The organism is Bacteroides sp. 1_1_30, from assembly GCF_020982715.1.
GTDB classification, from domain to species: Bacteria; Bacteroidota; Bacteroidia; order Bacteroidales; family Bacteroidaceae; genus Bacteroides; species Bacteroides xylanisolvens.
In genome coordinates, this window is sequence record NZ_JAJKHN010000015.1 from 1 (window position 1) to 18,055 (window position 18,055).

Annotated in this window: 9 protein-coding genes; all 9 read left to right on the forward strand. The window is 40.1% G+C overall.

Features of this window, described 5'->3' with window-relative positions; all coding sequences use genetic code 11:
• Positions 1–114: 114 nt before the first annotated feature.
• The 9 genes from LPH68_RS05880 (at position 115) to LPH68_RS05920 (ending at position 17,965) form a co-directional block, all read left to right on the forward strand.
• Positions 115–1,185, forward strand: coding sequence for an SGNH/GDSL hydrolase family protein (locus LPH68_RS05880; protein WP_151922862.1), 1,071 nt, complete (start codon positions 115–117; stop codon positions 1,183–1,185).
• 383 nt (positions 1,186–1,568) lie between these two features.
• Positions 1,569–3,479: a family 43 glycosylhydrolase gene (locus LPH68_RS05885; RefSeq protein WP_134985594.1), complete on the forward strand. Its 1,911-nt coding sequence runs from the start codon at positions 1,569–1,571 to the stop codon at positions 3,477–3,479.
• A gap of 34 nt (positions 3,480–3,513) precedes the next feature.
• On the forward strand, positions 3,514–4,926 hold the full coding sequence (locus tag LPH68_RS05890; RefSeq protein ID WP_151922863.1) for an IPT/TIG domain-containing protein: 1,413 nt from the start codon (positions 3,514–3,516) through the stop codon (positions 4,924–4,926).
• A 21-nt stretch (positions 4,927–4,947) separates the two neighbouring features.
• On the forward strand, positions 4,948–8,019 hold the full coding sequence (locus LPH68_RS05895) for a TonB-dependent receptor (protein ID WP_151922864.1): 3,072 nt from the start codon (positions 4,948–4,950) through the stop codon (positions 8,017–8,019).
• 13 nt (positions 8,020–8,032) lie between these two features.
• Positions 8,033–10,105 carry a RagB/SusD family nutrient uptake outer membrane protein gene (locus LPH68_RS05900; protein ID WP_151922865.1) on the forward strand — a complete coding sequence of 691 codons (2,073 nt, stop codon included), beginning with the start codon at positions 8,033–8,035 and terminating at the stop codon, positions 10,103–10,105.
• 20 nt (positions 10,106–10,125) lie between these two features.
• Complete coding sequence (locus tag LPH68_RS05905) at positions 10,126–11,178, forward strand: DUF4973 domain-containing protein (RefSeq protein ID WP_134985597.1); 1,053 nt, start codon at positions 10,126–10,128, stop codon at positions 11,176–11,178.
• Positions 11,179–11,283: 105 nt separating this feature from the next.
• Positions 11,284–13,140, forward strand: a complete 1,857-nt coding sequence (locus LPH68_RS05910; RefSeq protein ID WP_134985598.1) for a hypothetical protein — start codon at positions 11,284–11,286, stop codon at positions 13,138–13,140.
• 51 nt (positions 13,141–13,191) lie between these two features.
• On the forward strand, positions 13,192–14,922 hold the full coding sequence (locus tag LPH68_RS05915) for an endonuclease/exonuclease/phosphatase family protein (protein ID WP_134985599.1): 1,731 nt from the start codon (positions 13,192–13,194) through the stop codon (positions 14,920–14,922).
• 331 nt (positions 14,923–15,253) lie between these two features.
• A complete protein-coding gene (locus tag LPH68_RS05920; RefSeq protein ID WP_151922866.1) occupies positions 15,254–17,965 on the forward strand; it encodes a sugar-binding domain-containing protein in 2,712 nt (903 codons plus the stop codon).
• Positions 17,966–18,055: the final 90 nt, after the last annotated feature.

Sequence of the window (18,055 nt, forward strand, 5' to 3'; positions counted from 1 at the left end):
GCTTAAAGATACAAAAAAGGCAACTAACTCGCAATGAATTAGTTGCCTTAAATTTTATTATTTTAGGAATATCCCTATTTATTTTTGAAGGGTCTGAAATTATAATGCTTGAATATGAAAAGAGAATTTTGTATTTTTATTGTACTTTTTTTAGTGTTTCATATACATGCTCAATTAGTATACCACGATGCTTCGAATTTTCCACTATTAGGAAGGGCGACAGAGAGTGCTGGGGCACGATATGAAAGGTTTCCGGATTCATTAAAGAATATTTCTCGTGCTCCATTATGGAATTTAAGCCGTAACTCTGCGGGAATGGCAATACGTTTCCGTAGTAATTCCACTACGATAGCAGCTAAATGGGTGGCTCTTTTTAATACCCACATGAATCATATGACTGATACTGGTGCAAAAGGTTTAGATCTTTACTGTCTTCAGAAGAATGGTGACTGGCATTTTGTCAATAGTGCCCGTCCGAAAGGAAAAATAAATCAGGCCACCATTATAAAAAATATGCACCCTGAAGAAAGAGAATACATGCTTTATTTGCCATTGTATGATGGTCTTATTTCTCTGTCTATAGGAGTTGATTCTCTGGCTACTATCAGTCAACCGTTAATGGATTATCCAATTCGTAAGAATCCTGTTGTTTTTTATGGAACCAGTATTCTTCAAGGAGGTTGTGCTTCACGTCCGGGGATGGCACATACTAATATCATATCGAGAAGATTAAACCGTGAATGTATCAATTTAGGATTCAGTGGAAATGCATTTCTAGATTTGGAAGTAGCTAAAGTGATAGCTAAAGTAGAAGCTAGTGTTTTTGTTTTGGACTTTGTGCCTAATGCTTCTGTTGTACAGATGAAAGAACGACTGGAAACATTCTATCGTATCATCCGTAGTAAACATCCGGATACACCAATTATTTTTATAGAGGATCCTATTTTTCCTCACACATTTTATGATGAAAGGGTTGCTAAAGAAGTGCGACGAAAGAATGATACGTTGAAAGAGATATTCAATCATTTAAAGAAAAGAAATGAGAAAAATATCATTCTTATTTCATCAAAGAATATGCTGGGAGAGGATGGAGAGGCTACTATAGATGGTATTCATTTTACAGACTTAGGTATGATGAGGTATGCTGATTTAGTTTGTCCGGTTGTAAAGAAGGCAATTAGATAAGACAGGGTTACTATTAGTTTGAAATACCATCACTATAAAAGCATGTGTGACGGTATATAAAAGCAGATCGCAAAAAGAAATTATCCAATAAAAGAAAGATATTGTTCAGAATAAGATGAATAAGTGCTTATCTAGACTACCTTTGAGTATTTTAGATTTGTTTGGGACTAATTTTTCATTTATTGACCTATATTTAATATCTTAAATAGTTCTGTTTTTCTACTTTTGTATCAGACAATAGGGCTGATAGGACTTCTGTGAGGGTAATGATCATTATTGTATACTAGGAGTTTAGGTTTTTAGATACAGTTGAAAGGGCTGTTTAAAGGATAACACTTTTTTATTTTATAAAACACACTAAGTATTACTTAAATCTATGTGTAATGAATAACAAATTGATTAAAAAAACATTCTTGGGAATTGGCACAATGTGTTTAATGGTAGGATTATCTCTATTCTTTTCTTGTGAATCAGATGATACTTCTGGAAGTGGGGGAGTGACAAAACCTTATTTATCTTTAAAACAATATGGTTTAAACCGGCTTTCGGTTGCTAATGTAGAAGAGGCAACGTTTTCTGTGACGGTGAAAAAGCATGGTGGAAATCTTGATTCTGAATTTGCAGCAAAATTAGATGTATGGAATGAGGATGAATTAAATGCTTATAATGAAAAAGAAGAAACTTCTTTTGTGATTCTTCCAGAGACATATTATTCGGTGACTCCATCGGAAGTTGTACTTGCATCAGGTGTGAAGGAAGTTAATGTCGATATAAAGGTGAAAGCTTCTCAAATTATATCTGCGATACAGCAAGGAACTCACTATTTGATTCCTTTACGACTAAACAGTGATGTTGTGGAGCTGAGAAAAGGGCAACGTGATCTACTGCTTCAACTTGTTATCGATTATGCCAATGTAGCAATAGTTAGTCCTGAAATTGTAGAAAAGGTAAACGTGAACGACGTATCTGTTACTACTACGGTAAAAACGATACTTGATTATAAGGTAGATGGCAAGGATCTGGCAAGTAATTGGGATTTCATTTGCGACCTTAAAGTTCCTGAAAATGCATCTGAATTATTAGAAACTTATAATAAACAATATAGTACTGACTATGAGTTGTTGCCGGAAGGAAGTTATAGCTTGGGACAAGTGAAATATGCTATTGGAGATCATGAGGCAGAAGCTAAACTTACAATCCGGCGGAATGCTATTGAGGTGAAGTATTATTTGTTGCCGTTAATGTTGGCTAATCCTTCTACTAGCTCGGTGACTTGTAAGGATAACATTCATTATATAGTAGTGGGGCAGTTTTATACTAATCCGATCATTTCTGATAGAAGTGTAGCCGATCCAACAGTGATTAAAGCACAAGATGGACGTTTCTATTGGTATGCTACCCAAAACTCCAATGATTGGATGCCTGTTTATAGCTCTACAGACTTGGTGAATTGGAAATATGAGAAAAACGCTTTTCAAAAAGCAACAAAGCCTACATGGAATACGGATAATGCTTTTTGGGCACCGGATATGCAATATATCAATGGCAAATATGTTCTTTATTATTCGTATGCCAAGATGAATGGTACCGGCCAGAGCCATACATGTGTGGTGACGGCTGATACTCCATTGGGAACTTACACTAGTGCTTATCCCAAGGGTGCTTTCTTGGATAGTAAGAAGTTGCTTTCAAATGAAGAATTTGGAGCAAACTGTATTGATCAGTTCTATTATGAAGAGGATGGACATAAATATTTGTTCTATGGAAGTTTTACAGGAATTTATGTAGTAGAGCTTACGGATGATGGGCTTGCTGTGAAACGTGATGTGGATGGTAATCCTGTCTTGAAAGAGAAGGTGTGTGGTAATGCGTTCGAGGGTACCAATATCTATAAGAAAGGTAACTATTATTATTTGTTTGCTTCTATTGGGAACTGTTGCGCCAGCCAAAATAGTACCTATGAAGTGGTTGTAGGGCGTTCAACAAGTTTATTAGGCCCGTATGTTGATAAACAAGGAAAGAAGATGCTTGACAATAGCTGGGAGCCTGTTGTAGATGGTGGTGATAGAACAAAGTGGGTCGGTCCAGGACATAATTCCGTTATTATTAAAGACGATGCGGGTACAGAATGGATGATTTACCATAGTTATTATTACAAGGAGAAAGGAAATAAATCTACGTTCGCAGGACGTCATGGAATGCTCGACCGCTTGCAGTGGACGGACGATGGATGGCCTTATATCAAAAATTATTTGCCTTCTGAGTCAGACTTGATCCCAGTGTTCTATAAATGAGAAAGTAAGATTTATTAATTATTAAATTTAACATATGAAAAAGGAAAAATGTTGGAAAAGTCTGCATGGTTGCCTATGTGCCGCTGTGCTTGCCTTATTTACATTTGGCTTTACGTCTTGTAAAGACGATGATTTGAAAGGGGGATTCGACCCAAGCAAACCGATTGTGGTTACCGATTTTATGCCGAAGGAAGCTGGCTATGGTAACAACCTGATGGTATATGGGAACAACTTCGGAAATGATGTTTCAAAAATTAGCGTCACTGTGGGTGGCAAGCAGGCCAATGTTATTTCTGTAAAGAATGATGCCTTGTATTGTGTAGTACCTAAGGGGGCGTATGGAGATGAAGTGGAAGTCTCAGCTTGTGATGATGAAGGTGAAGAAATTGCTTATGCTGTGGCAGAGGCCAAGTTTACGTACAAAAAACAGTGGTTGGTGACGACTATTGCCGGACAACGTTTTGAAGATTGGAATGATGCCAAGGAGGCGGAAGGCTCTTTTGATAATTGCGGATATATGGAGGGAATTAGCTGGTTTGCATTTGATCCCAAGTCTAATTTTGACATCATGTATATCTCTAGTGCTGCCTTGGGACCTGTCCGCAAGGTTAACTTTGCAAATGAAACTGTGGAATTTTTAAGCCATATCTCTTATTCTACAGAACGCCCTACTATCATAACTTGGACGCCGGATGAGAATCAGGATATGGTTGTAACCCGTGACTTAAGTTCTTCTGGAAATGTTAATATTGTGTATAGTCGTGCTTCCGGTTTCACAACAAAAGTAGATTTGGAAAGTACATTGGGTAAATTGAAATCAGGAAATGCGGCAATGATTCATCCCGATGGACAACTGTATTATACGGCGTATTATACACAAGATATCTACCGATATGACTTTGCAACGAAAGAGACGACCATTGCTAGCAAACATGTGAAAACAAAGGAAAACCTGCGTTTGGTTCTTCATCCCAGTGGCAAGTATGCCTATATGATGCGTCTGTATTATTCTGGTAATAATTCCGGTTATATTGCGCGTTTGGATTATGATGACGAGGCTAAAACGTTCGGAACTCCTTATATTGTTGCTGGTAGCGATGGCTCTGCCGGATATGCTGATGGTGTGGGGAGTACAGTACGGATGCGAGGACCAGGTCAGGGCGTTTTTGTGAAAAATCCCGATTATGCCGGTGAGGAAGATGAATATGATTTCTATTTTACGGATGACTATAATAACTGCGTGCGTGTATTGACACCGACAGGGCGTGTCTATACTTTTGCCGGACGTGGGAATGATATTGCGGATGGTGGGTATGCGGATGGTGCATTGCGTACGGAGGCTCGGTTTGATCGTCCATGGGCAATCGCTTATGATGAGAAGAGAGAATGTTTCTATGTAGGAGAGCGGAACAACAAAGTGATACGTAAAATTGCGTTGGAAGAATAATCAATGATAAACACATGTTTTATGAAAAAATTATTATTTATAGGGATACTGTTGATGGGTCTTTCCCTGCAAGGGTGGACGCAGGAGAAAACTATTACAGTAACAGGTATTGTTACGGATACTGAGAAAGAACCGCTTATTGGTGTAAACATCTCTGTGCAAAATATGCCGGGGTTGGGTGTCATCACAGATATCAATGGAGGGTACCGGATTAGTGTGCCGGCGTATAATCGGTTGGTCTTTTCGTATGTTGGTTATGAGACGGCGAATGTGTTGATCAAGGAGCAGACTGTGGTAAATGTCACCATGAAAGAGGCAGCTTCTACTGTTATTGATGAAGTAGTGGTGACCGGGTTGGGTGCACAAAAGAAGATTGCAGTGACCGGTGCTGTGACGAATGTAGATGTGGATGCCTTGAAAGCTGTGCCATCTACTTCGGTGGTTGATGGTCTTGCTGGTGTGGTGCCTGGCGTTATGGCAATGCAGACATCTGGTCGTCCGGGTAGTGTATCCGAGTTTTGGATTCGAAGTATTTCTACGTTTGGCGCAAATACGGCGGCATTGGTACTGGTAGATGGTTTCGAACGCGACATCGACGAAGTCAGTGTAGAAGATATTGAATCTTTCACAGTGTTGAAAGATGCTTCTGCTACAGCAATTTATGGTAGTAAAGGTGCCAATGGTGTGGTTTTGATCAATACACGTCGGGGTAAGGAAGGAAAGATTAATATCAATGCGAAAGCGGAAGGCTTTTACAGTATGCTTACCAAAACACCGGAGTTCGTGGACGGTTATACGTATGCTTCAATGGCGAATGAAGCAAAAGCGGCGCGCAATCAGGCACCGATTTATTCTGATACGGAGTTGGAGTTGTTCCGCACAGGTTTGGATCCGGATCGTTTCCCGAGTGTGGATTGGATGGATGTAATGATGCGTGACGGTGCGTGGAGTTCGCGTGTTTCGTTGAATATGACCGGTGGTGGAAAGACGGCGCGTTATTATGTAGGCGGTAGTTTCCAAGATCAGCAAGGTATGTACAAGTCGGACAGATCCTTAAAGAACTACAATACAAATGCCAATTATCGAAAATGGACGTATCGTATGAACGTTGATATCGATATTACTAAAACAACTTTGTTGAAGGTTGGTATTTCGGGTTCTTTGCGCAAACAGAACGATCCGGGTTCGGGTACAGATAATATATGGACTGTGTTGATGGGTTATAATCCGATCATGATGCCTGTGACCTATTCCGATGGGCGTATCCCCGCGTGGTCAGAAAAGGATGATAACTTGAATCCGTGGGTTCAGGCCACTATGACCGGATATAATGAAAGTTGGAAAAACAATATCCAGACTAATGTCACTTTAGAACAGAAACTGGATTTCATTACGAAAGGGTTGCGTTTTGTAGGGCGGTTCGGTTACGATACCTACAACTCGAACTGGATTAAACGTTACGAGAGTCCGGAGGTTTGGAAAGCTGACCGTTATCGGCAGGCAGACGGTTCGCTACTCTTCACGAAAATAAGAGACGAGAAGGTAATGGATAAAAATACATCTTCTGGTTCAAGTGGTGATCGTAATGAGTTCTTTGAATGGGAATTACACTATAATCGTGCTTTTAAGGCACACCATCCGAGTGCTGTACTGAAATACACCCAATCTTCCAAAGTTTACACGCAAGGTATCGGTACTGAACTGAACAAGACACTACCTCGTCGCAATCAAGGTATAGCCGGACGCGTTAACTATAACTGGAATTATCGTTACTTCGTTGATTTCAATTTTGGGTACACTGGATCAGAGAATTTCCATAAAGATTATCGTTTTGGTTTCTTCCCTGCCATCTCCGGTGCATGGAACGTTGCAGAAGAGCCTTTCATCAAGAATCATATGGGGAAAACGATCAATATGTTTAAAATCCGCTATTCATGGGGTAAAACCGGTAATGACGTTTTAGAAAAAGGCCTCCGTTTTCCATATACTTATAATATTGATACTTCCGGTTCATTCAATTTCTCGGATATTAATAGCGCTGCAAAGACATGGAATGGAAGACATTACTCTTCTATTGCTTCTGCCAATGTATCATGGGAGGTCTCTACCAAACAGGATTTAGGTATTGATTTTTCTTTCTTCAACGACAAATTAACTGGAGCTGTTGATTATTTCTTCGAACATCGTGAAGGAATTTATAAAGCGAGGAATTCAATACCTTATGAGGTCGGTGTCGAATATACGCCGAAGGCAAATGTCGGTATCGTAGAAGCAAAAGGATTCGACGGAAACTTTGCTTTGAAACAGAAAATCGGTAAGGTCAATTTCACGTTGCGTGGTAATATTACTTACAGTAAGAATGAAATTATAGAGTATGACGAAGAGAATACAATCTATGAATATAAATTGAAGAGAGGACAACGTGTGAACCAGGCAACCGGCTATTTGGCTTTGGGGTTGTTCAAAGACTATGATGACATTCGCAATAGCCCGAAACAATCAGGAGATATTATGCCGGGTGATATCAAATATGCGGATATTAATGGTGACGGTCTTATTAATAGTGGTGATATAGTAGCGATTGGTTCTACCACTAAACCGAATCTTGTTTACGGTTTTGGACTATCTGCAAAATGGAAAGGGCTGGATGTCAATATGCATTTCCAAGGTGCCGGAAAGTCGTCGTTCTTTATTAATGGCACCACTGTACACATGTTCAGTGGCGGAGATGGCTGGGGGAATGTGCTAAAAGAAATGGCGGAGGGTAACCGTTGGATACTAGGTGTGAACGAGGACCCGAATGCTGAATATCCGCGTTTGTCATACGGCTCGAACTCGAACAACGAATTACAGTCCAGCTATTGGTTACGTAACGGTTCGTATATACGCTTGAAGACACTTGATATCGGTTATTCTTTCCCGACAGCTTTGGTGAACAAACTTCACTTGAATAAAGTTCGTGTTTTCTTTATTGGAACTAATTTACTTACTTTCTCCAGTTTCAAGTTATGGGATCCGGAGTTGGGAAGCTCGGATGGAAAGAAATACCCGCTAAGCAAAACACTCTCAGTGGGAGTGCAAGTTAATTTATAAACAACAAGAAATTATGAAAAAAATTATTATACATTTATGTTTGGCAGTAGGGTTGGGAACTGCTTTTACCGGCTGTTCCGATTTCTTGGATTCTGATTATCTTTTTGATAAGAAGATATCAATAGAAAAGGTTTTTGCGGATAAAAACTATACCAATGAATGGTTGGCTTATGCTTATGAATTTCTGAATAACAATGAGATGCAACAGGTATGCAGTAAGAAAACTATTGCATTCAATTTTGCTGATGATATGTACTATGGGGATTCTGATTATTCGGGTTGGCGTTGTGGTACATATACGGAAACAGGAAATAAAATTAACTTGAATATATGGGAAAATGCATATAAAGCGATCCGTCAGGTATCTATCTTCTTAAACAATGTGGATATGAATAAGGAACTTTCGGAAGCCGATATTATCGATATGAAAGGACAGGCGCATTTCTTGCGTGCTTATTTCTATTGGATATTGGTCCGCACATTTGGTCCGGTTCCTATTGTACCCGATGAAACTCTTGATTATACAAAAGAGTATGATGAAATCTCTTTATTGCGTAACTCTTATGATGAATGTGTCGACTATATTGTCGGTGAATGTGTGAAAGCTGCCACGATGTTGCAGGATCGGCGCGACTTGCAGGAGATTGTACGTCCTACCCGTGGTGCTGCATTAGCGCTTCGTTCGAGAGTGTTACTTTATGCAGCAAGTCCCCTGTTCAATGGTAAGGCTCCGCAAGAAGTGATTACGGCATTGGTTGATAAAAACGGACGCCAGTTACTTCCGAGTACTTATGATGAGTCAAAATGGGCAAAGGCTGCGGCAGCGGCTAAAGATGTCATGGAACTGAAACGATACCAGCTGTATGTCTCCTATAAAAGAGACTATTCTTCCTTGGCCTATCCGGCTACGATTACACCTCCTGATGACAATGGGACTTTTCATCTCAATGAATGGCCGAATGGTTGGGAAAACATAGACCCGTTTGATTCTTACCGTTCTTTGTTCGATGGTACTGTCAGTATTTATAATAACCCTGAACTAATATTTTCTCGTGGAAAGAACCAAGGTAGTGAGGACATAGAAGTAATGGTGATTCATCAGCTTCCTCGCTCGCAAGGAGGAGGATACAATTGTCACGGTATGACACAGAAACAGTGTGATGCATATTATATGAACGATGGTAGTGACTGTCCGGGTATGAATAAAAATTATGCCGGACAAGATGGATATACCGATCCAAGCCGCTACGATGCAGATGATTATCTTACAGATATAGTTCAGGCATCGGAATTGAATAATTATCCGGAATTGGGTAGTAAGGGAGCAGGTGTCTGCAAACAATATGCGCAACGCGAACCCCGTTTTTATGCGTCCGTGGGATATAACGGAAGTGTTTGGCATATGCTTAATGCTGATCCAGAGCAAAAAGAAGAAAAAGATGTGCAGATTTTCTATTATCGAGATGAACAGGATGGGTATAAGCCGGGCACTTATTGGCTGAATACCGGCATCGGAGTTAAGAAATATGTTAATCCCTATGATATTTCGGATGTGGATAAATCATACGACCAAAGTCGTATCGTTGCTAAGGCAGCACCAGATATTCGTTATGCGGAAATCTTGCTGAATTATGCAGAAGCATTGAATGAATTGACGACTTCGTATGAGATGCCTTCATGGGATGGGACAAAGGTATATTCCATTGCACGTACGGAGGAGGAATTAAAGAAAGGTATCCAGCCTGTCCGTATTCGTGCCGGATTACCTGACTACGATGTTTATGGAGACCCGGACAAGTTCCGCATCAAACTGAAACGTGAACGGCAGATCGAATTCTTTGCCGAAGGACATCGGTATTGGGATTTGCGTCGTTGGTGTGATGCACCTATCGAAGAGTCACTTCCTGTTTATGGTTGCAATATATATGCAACAAAATCGAGCGCTGCAGCTTTCCATACTCCGGTGGAAACCCCCTCGTTGAAGAGCAGCTTCTCTACGAAAATGTGGTTCTATCCGATTCACTATTATATTATGAAACGGAATGTATTGATGACTCAAAACCCGGGTTGGACAAATCCGGAATAAAACCAATAGCAGGCAAGAATATGAAAAAGAAATATTTACTTTGGATTGCGATGGTAGCTATCGGCTGCATGTCGTGCAACAATGAGTGGGAAGATGAACAGTTTACTCAGTTGGTCTCTTTTAAAGCTACATTGAATAGTGATGGAGTTTCTCCTATTTATGTCCGTTATCAGACGGATGGCGTGAAACGGTATGATGTTCCCGTATTAGTCAGCGGGTCTACTGTAAACTCTCAAGATCGAACGGTACATATCGGATTAGATCCCGATACATTAGTTTCTTTGAACTTGGAACGGTTTGGAACATATCGTACGGAACTTTATTACAAACAGCTCGATCCGCAGTATTATACCATGCCGGAAACAGTGAAAATCCCAGCAGGACAGAGACAAACATTATTGCCCATCGATTTTACATTAGGTGGAATGGATAATGCTAATCCATTAAATATGGTGGAACAATATGTGCTTCCCTTAACTATAAAAGATGATGAATCATATGATTATGAATCTAATAAGCACAAGCACTATCGGAAAGCTTTATTGAATGTGATTCCATTCAATGACTATTCGGGTATTTATGATGGTTCCAAATCACTTATTTATTTGGAAGGTCAGAAAGATGCGTTTACTGTTTCCAAACATAAAGCATATGTGTATAATGACAATACGATATTCTTTTATATGGGGCTTCGGGATGCAAACTACATTGATCGTAAATATTATAAGTTGTTTGTTGAGTTTACGGATGAGTATTTTGAAGGTAAGTATAAATTGAAAATCTGGACAGATAATGGAGGAGCGGACGGTAACAATTTTGCGCTTGTGAAGGAAGTTGACCTCGTAGGTGAAGCTCGTGAGAAACAACCACTATATACTATTACTGAAGAAATGGACGCTACGAAACCGTATCTGAAGCATGTCTACTATACACTTTATATAGACTATACTTTTGAAGATTATACCCTTAGTCCGGGCAATCGGCTGAAATATACAGTCAATGGTACTTTGAGCATGCAACGCGATTTGAATACGTTGATTCCAGATATGGATCAACAAATTCAATGGGATTAAGTGGAGTAATGCTTGACAAACGATAAAGAGGTTGGTCTCAAATAATGTTTTGAATCAACCTCTTTGTAATTATTCTTAATTCAAAGGTTTGAAACTAAATAACGAATGATTCTAAAGAATATTATATACCTAGCTTTATTCTCAACCGTTTTATTAATTGGTTGCTCGAAAAGTGATGAAAATCCAACTTCCGATGATCTCCAGTCTTCTGGCAAAGGTAAAATAACATTTAACTTGCATACTCCGGGGGCATTCCTTACTAAGGCAGTAGGTGTTGGTAACGAAAATGGAGGCACTAATGACAAAATAGCCTTTTATCAATTTAGCAAAGAAGGTAAGTATGAACAAAGGTATGTCTTAAATTATGCAGCTGCTTCTGTAGGTGTAAACGATGATACAAGGTCATATACTGTAGAATTAGCTTCTTCGACTGGAGGAGAAAAGAGATTTATTATTGTGGAGAGTGAGGATGAGAACAACTTCCCTAATATGAGTGCAACAAATACAATCGAAGAACTGCTAAATAGTAAGACTGTTGCGGAGAGTGGTAAGTTGAATCCTCCATTTGTTATGTCCAATATCAAAACAGATGGTAAGGAGTATGTAACAGTTGCTGATGTAGAATCTTCCGATAATCAGATTGATGTAAAACTTAAAAGACGTGTAGCCAGATTTGATTTGCTGAATGATCCGGCAGAATCGGGATTAGTGATTGATAAGGTATATATTAAGAATAGATACACTCAAGGATTCATAGGTGATGTAAGTGGTAATGCAGGCAATATCTCTGCTGATGTTCTGGAAATACCGGCAGCTGATTTAGCTAATGATGGAAAAAGTTTCTATCTTTATCCCACTCAGTTGACTTCAACTCTTGAGCAGAATGAAAAAACAGTAGTATGGGCTACCACTAAACTTGCCAATACCAATACAGAAGGTCCGACTCTTTATCTGAATCTTACTGCTGATATCAATGTGGAGGCCAACTATCTCTATCAGCTTAATACGAAAAAGATAGCCGGTTCTACAGGCTTTGATATCTCAGTAGAAGAATGGAAAGACGGTACTTCAATTGATTGGGTGACGATTGAAGACGGAATCTCTGTAATGGATAACAAAGCTACTATCATTGCTGGTACAGATATTAAAGGGACTTATGTAAAAATTGCAGCTGATGCTGCAATGCCATATACTATAAAACGTGTTGTTACGGATTATAGTTCAGCAGCATTGGACGCTGCGTATGACGGAAGCTTACCTAAATGGCTTACCATTTCTTCATCTACTAAAGATGCAGGTAGCGGTCTTTATCGTCATGAGATTATTTACACGGTGACTGCACATCCTGAGAAGACAAGCCAGTTTGCTATCACATATCTTAACGGAGCCGTTTCAGATGAGAACTTGTTGGTAATCGGGTTTGCCGATCCGTATCCAGGCACTCCGCTTCCTTGTCTATCGTGGGAAGAGAAGCTCTATTCGCCAGTGCACTGTCGTCAGTCCACCTATCTTGTCCATAATACAGTAGATAAGGCTTATTTCTGTGGAACTGAAGGATATACGTTTAATACTCCTATGAAAGGTAAAACGGGTAATGAGGGGGCGAAGAATCTTTGTCCCGAGGGCTGGACAGCATTGAATGATGCAGAGGCAAAAGATTATATTTTGTGGGTAGGACAGCATCTTAAATCACAAGTGGCAGAGGCTTTATATACTTACTGTTGGTTCGATAAAGACGATGAGGCTACTAATTTGCGTATATTGGGGGGATACCCATACGATAGAGCTACTCCCAATGTGAAAGACTTAGCTTGTTATGGTACGTGGCCGAACGTAGCTTGGGTGAACATCAAACTGCCAGGTCTTACTATAGCGGGACAGACATTTAACGATGAATGGACAGTGAAGAAGGATTACGGAATCCCCTACAGATGTATTCGTGATAAGGCCGGTTGGGAATAACTGTATGGATTCTTGAAAGGATATATATTCAATGATTAAATTTGTAAGACAATGCTAAAGAATACTTTATTTGTGATTCTTCTAATGATTTCCAGCTTATTCACGGCTTGTGCTGAAGGATATGTAAGTGATATGCAGAAGGAGAATGACACAAAAGAAATACGTTTCAGTCTGAATATGGAGGGAGGGCTAACGATGTCCTCTACCAGGACTTCTGTGTCTTTGGACGGAATGAAATGGAAGATATTCTGTTTTGACGATCAATATAATTATCTGTTTGACAAAACAGGAAGTATAGGGGATGCAGCAAATGAAATAAAGGTTTCTGTAACTAAAGGCGTCGTTTATCGATTCCTGTTTTTGTGCACCACAGTCAATAACATATTCCCGGATTTGACTTCTGGTAAGACTTATTGGGATTTAGAAGCGTATACTCCTCTATTGCCGTTAGCTGATCCGATGGAGATGCTTGTCAGTAGAGGTAATGAAAAAGATGGTACACTTCGTGTAGCTGCTGCGTCTGCATCGGTGCAGGTTACTCTTGCTCCGCGTGCATCCAAGATTGTTTTGCAAAAGGATGCGCAAACTGTTTCGGATATTACGGTGAATTCCGTGACTTTTGCAGATGCCGCTTCTTCTGTTCCTTATGTTCATATCGAACCACAGTTTTACAGTGAATATGAGAATCTTCCGGTAGTAACTCGAAAAACCTATCAGTGTGTGCCCCAAGAGGATGTATGCTATATGCTTCCGGATATGTGCGCCGGAACTTTTGGAGTGAATGCTACGCTGCATATCACTCATCCGATTTCTGGAGAACAGGACGTACGGGTAACGGTACCGGTGGGACTTGCGCTTAATGTAGGCAGTGGAAAGACTTACTATATTAAAATGTCTGCTGATGCAAAAGGAAAAGTTGCTGCTACTTGGGCAACACGTGTGGCACCTAAAACGCTGAAACTTGCTACGCAAAACTTATGGGGTAAATCGACTTCCGTTGTGTTGGATTACTTCAATAGAATTGATGTGGATGTGCTTTGCGCGCAGGAATGTAGTAATCTCTCCGAATCTGATATACAAGCACAGGGGCTTTACGTTCATACTCACTCCAACAATGGACAAGGAAAATGTAGCATTATATCGCGCTATCCTTTCTCGGGGATTACACCAAACAAGTATGGTGCTTATATCGACTTGGGTGAAGGCATTGTTGTGTTGGTGATGAACTGTCACGGTGCTTACTTCCCTTACGGTCCTTATCAGTTGAATGGTATCGAGTATAAAGATTTTCCTGCTACGGACGATGTCGATTATGTAGTAAAAGTCAACAAAGAAGCTCGTCAGGGCATGGTGGACAAACTGCTGGAAGACTTCCATTCGTCTACTACTCCTTTTGTTTGTCTTTCGGGGGACTTCAACGAACCGTCATGGCTTGATTGGACGGAAGGTGCCTTGTCAGCAGGCCTTGCTCCTTACGTTGTCCAGTGGCCTACCACCCGTTCCCTGTGGGAAGGCGGTATAAAAGGTGATGCCTACCGGACGATACATCCGGATCCAGTGACGCATCCGGGATTCACGTGGACACCGCGTCCGAGCAAGAAGGACACCAAAGACCGATTAGATTTGACTCTTTATACTTTATCTCCCAACACGGAAGTGAAAAGTTGTCAGGTAATAGGAGAGAACACGGAAATGTCGGATATCGTTCTTCCTAATTGGGGACCGTTTGAAAATGTATTCGATCACCGGGGATTACGGACAGAATTTGTCTTTACGAAATGACGGAACGGTGTACCGGAATTAGTGAGTCTCCAGACTGTTAATTATTGAGGTCTCGGGTATTAATACCTGTCGTGTAAGGTATTAATATCCGAGAATTCAGCTATTAATAGCTAACATGCCAACTATTTGTAATGGATAAACCAATGATTAACTAATGTCTTTCTGTCTGTTGCTAGATAACCTTCAAATAGGCAATATATGGCAGTTTGGGACTCAAATTTCATTTATTGACTTGTTTTTAGCATGCCGGACAGCTAGAAAACACTATTTTTGTCCTCATCCGTTTTAGACTTTTAAGATTATATAAACCAATAAATTGTAACATACGAATATGCACAACATTGCTAAAACCTTTTTACCGATTTTATTATTATTTTTTGCTGCAGTAGTGACAGCACAGAATGGGAAGAACAATGTCGGAAATACGCAACGTATCTGGCTTGATTCTGAAATTGGTCATCAGGGCGACTACCAGTGGAAAATGATAAAAGCTGGAGATGCAACAGATCCCGGAGAAAAGATTTCGTTATCCAATTATGCAACTGCAAATTGGATGCCGGCCATCGTTCCCGGAACAGTTTTGAATTCTTTGGTGTATAACCAAAAATACCCGGAGCCTTATTATGGAATCAATAATAAGATTGAATCTAAATTAATACCGGATATCTCTGAAACCGGACGTGACTTTTACACATACTGGTTTCGTACAGATTTTACTGTTCCTCAATCATTCAAGGGAAAGACTGTCTGGTTACAGTTGGATGGTATCAACTATCGGGCAGAAGTATGGGTGAATGGTAACCTGTTGAGTACAATGAACGGTATGTTTATTCAAGATTACATTAATGTTACGGATTTTGTGAAAGTCGGGGAGAAAAACGGACTGGCCATAAAGGTCTATCCGGTAGATGTTCCCGGAAGTGCGAAGCCGAAATCTTGGGGAGCAGCCGGCGAATTCCATAACGGTGGAAACGGTAACATTGGTTTGAATACTACCATGTTGATGACGGTAGGTTGGGACTTTACCTTTATGGATGGTATCCGTGACCGTAACACAGGTATATGGAAAAATATTTCCCTCTATGCTACAGGCAGAGTAGCATTACGTCATCCTTTCGTTAAATCTGAATTGAGAAAACCTGATTATAACCAGGCTCGTGAGACTGTATCTGTTGAAATTATCAATCCATCGACCAGTAACCGGGTAATCAGTTGTAAGGTAAAGGGTGAAATTGTAGGTGAAAATATCACTTTCGAAAAGACCTTCCGGCTGATGCGTGGAGAAGAAAAAACAGCAACCTTCTCCCCCGAAGAATTCCCGCAACTGGTTATTAACTCTCCAAAACTGTGGTGGCCAGTCAATAAAGGACCACAAAACTTATATGACCTGAAGCTGACAGTATCCGTTGATGGTAAAGAATGTGATTCTGTAAAGACAAGATTCGGTATTCGTGAAATTGTCTCGGATAGAAAAACTCCGGATAAATCACGTGTCTTTTATGTGAACGGCAAACGATTATTTATTCGTGGTACCAACTGGATACCGGAAGCCATGTTGAGAACTTCAGATGAACGTACTTATGCTGAATTGCGCTACTCCCGTCAGTCCGGTGTCAACCTTTTAAGAATGTGGGGAGGCGGAATTGCAGAATCTGATTATTTCTTCCAATTGTGTGATGAATTGGGATTGTTGGTATGGCAAGAATTCTGGATGACCGGTGACACTCGTCATCCGCATGACAAGGCTCTCTATATGAGTAACGTGGAATCTACCGTAAAACGTATTCGTAATCATCCTTCTTTGGCTTATTATGTTGCTTCTAATGAGAGTACAGAAGTTACCGGTACTCCTGAATTACTGAATAAACTGGATGGTACACGTGGCTTCCAGATGCAGTCCGAATGTGAAGGAGTGCATGATGGCAGTCCTTACAAACAGGTAAATCCGATGCAGCATTATGAAAATACGGCCTCTCCCAGAGGAAGCCGTGTAGACGGATTTAATCCGGAATACGGTGCACCTACTCTTCCGACTGTGGAAATCCTCCGGGAAATGATGGATGAAAAAGACCTTTGGCCTATCAATAAGGAAGTATGGGATTATCTGGATGGAAATGGTTTCCATCTGATGAGTACTATGTATACAGACTTGGTGAATAACTACGGAAAATCATCATCCATCGATGAGTTTGCACAGAAAGGACAATTGTTGGGAGCTATTAATTCGAAGAGTATTTGGGAAGTATGGAACTACAATAAGCTGGATTATGGTGATCGTTTCTGTTCCGGACTTTTGTTCTGGTATCATAACTGCTCTATGCCTCAAGTGGCTTCCCGTATGTGGGACTGGTCTCTGGAACCGACAGCGTCCCTTTATCATACTGCCAACTCTTTAGAACCATTACATGCACAGTTTGACTATCTTAAGAATACAGTGTCTGTAGTGAATGATTATTATCGTGAATTTAAGAATTATAAAGTGATAGCACAGGTTTACGATATTAACAGTAAGAAAGTATTTGAAGAATCAGCAGTGGTTGATCTGCCTTCGGATGGAGTGGTGAATGATGCGTTGACTATTCGTTTCCCGGAAAACATATCTCAAGTTCACTTTATTAAACTGATTCTGAAAGATGAAAAAGGAAAAGATGTTTCTTCCAATTTCTATTGGCGTTCCAATGACAAATATGAAGGAAGCAAGACTTTGACCGGTCCGGCTGCTTCAGGTTTTGAAGATTTGAGTAAACTGAAGCAGGCAAAAGTGAAACTTACCTATAAAGTAAGAGAAGATGATAACAATTACTTTGTAGATATTACTTTGAGAAATACCTCCGGGCAGATTGCTTTCTTTAATCAGTTGCAATTCCTGAATTCAAAGATGAGTCCGATACGTCCGTCGTTCTATACAGACAATTTCTTCTCCCTGATGCCGGGTGAAAAGAAAACGGTAACCATTGAAACTGCAAAAGGAAAGTTGAAAGATGGAGCTGTGTTGGCACTGAAAGGCTGGAATATAAATAAGCAGGAATATAAATTGAAGTAGAAAAGTAAGAATATGAATTGATTCTGCGTTCTTTGTTTCGGTAGATTGTAGAATCAATCATTGATATTATAGAGAAATCATTTAATCATT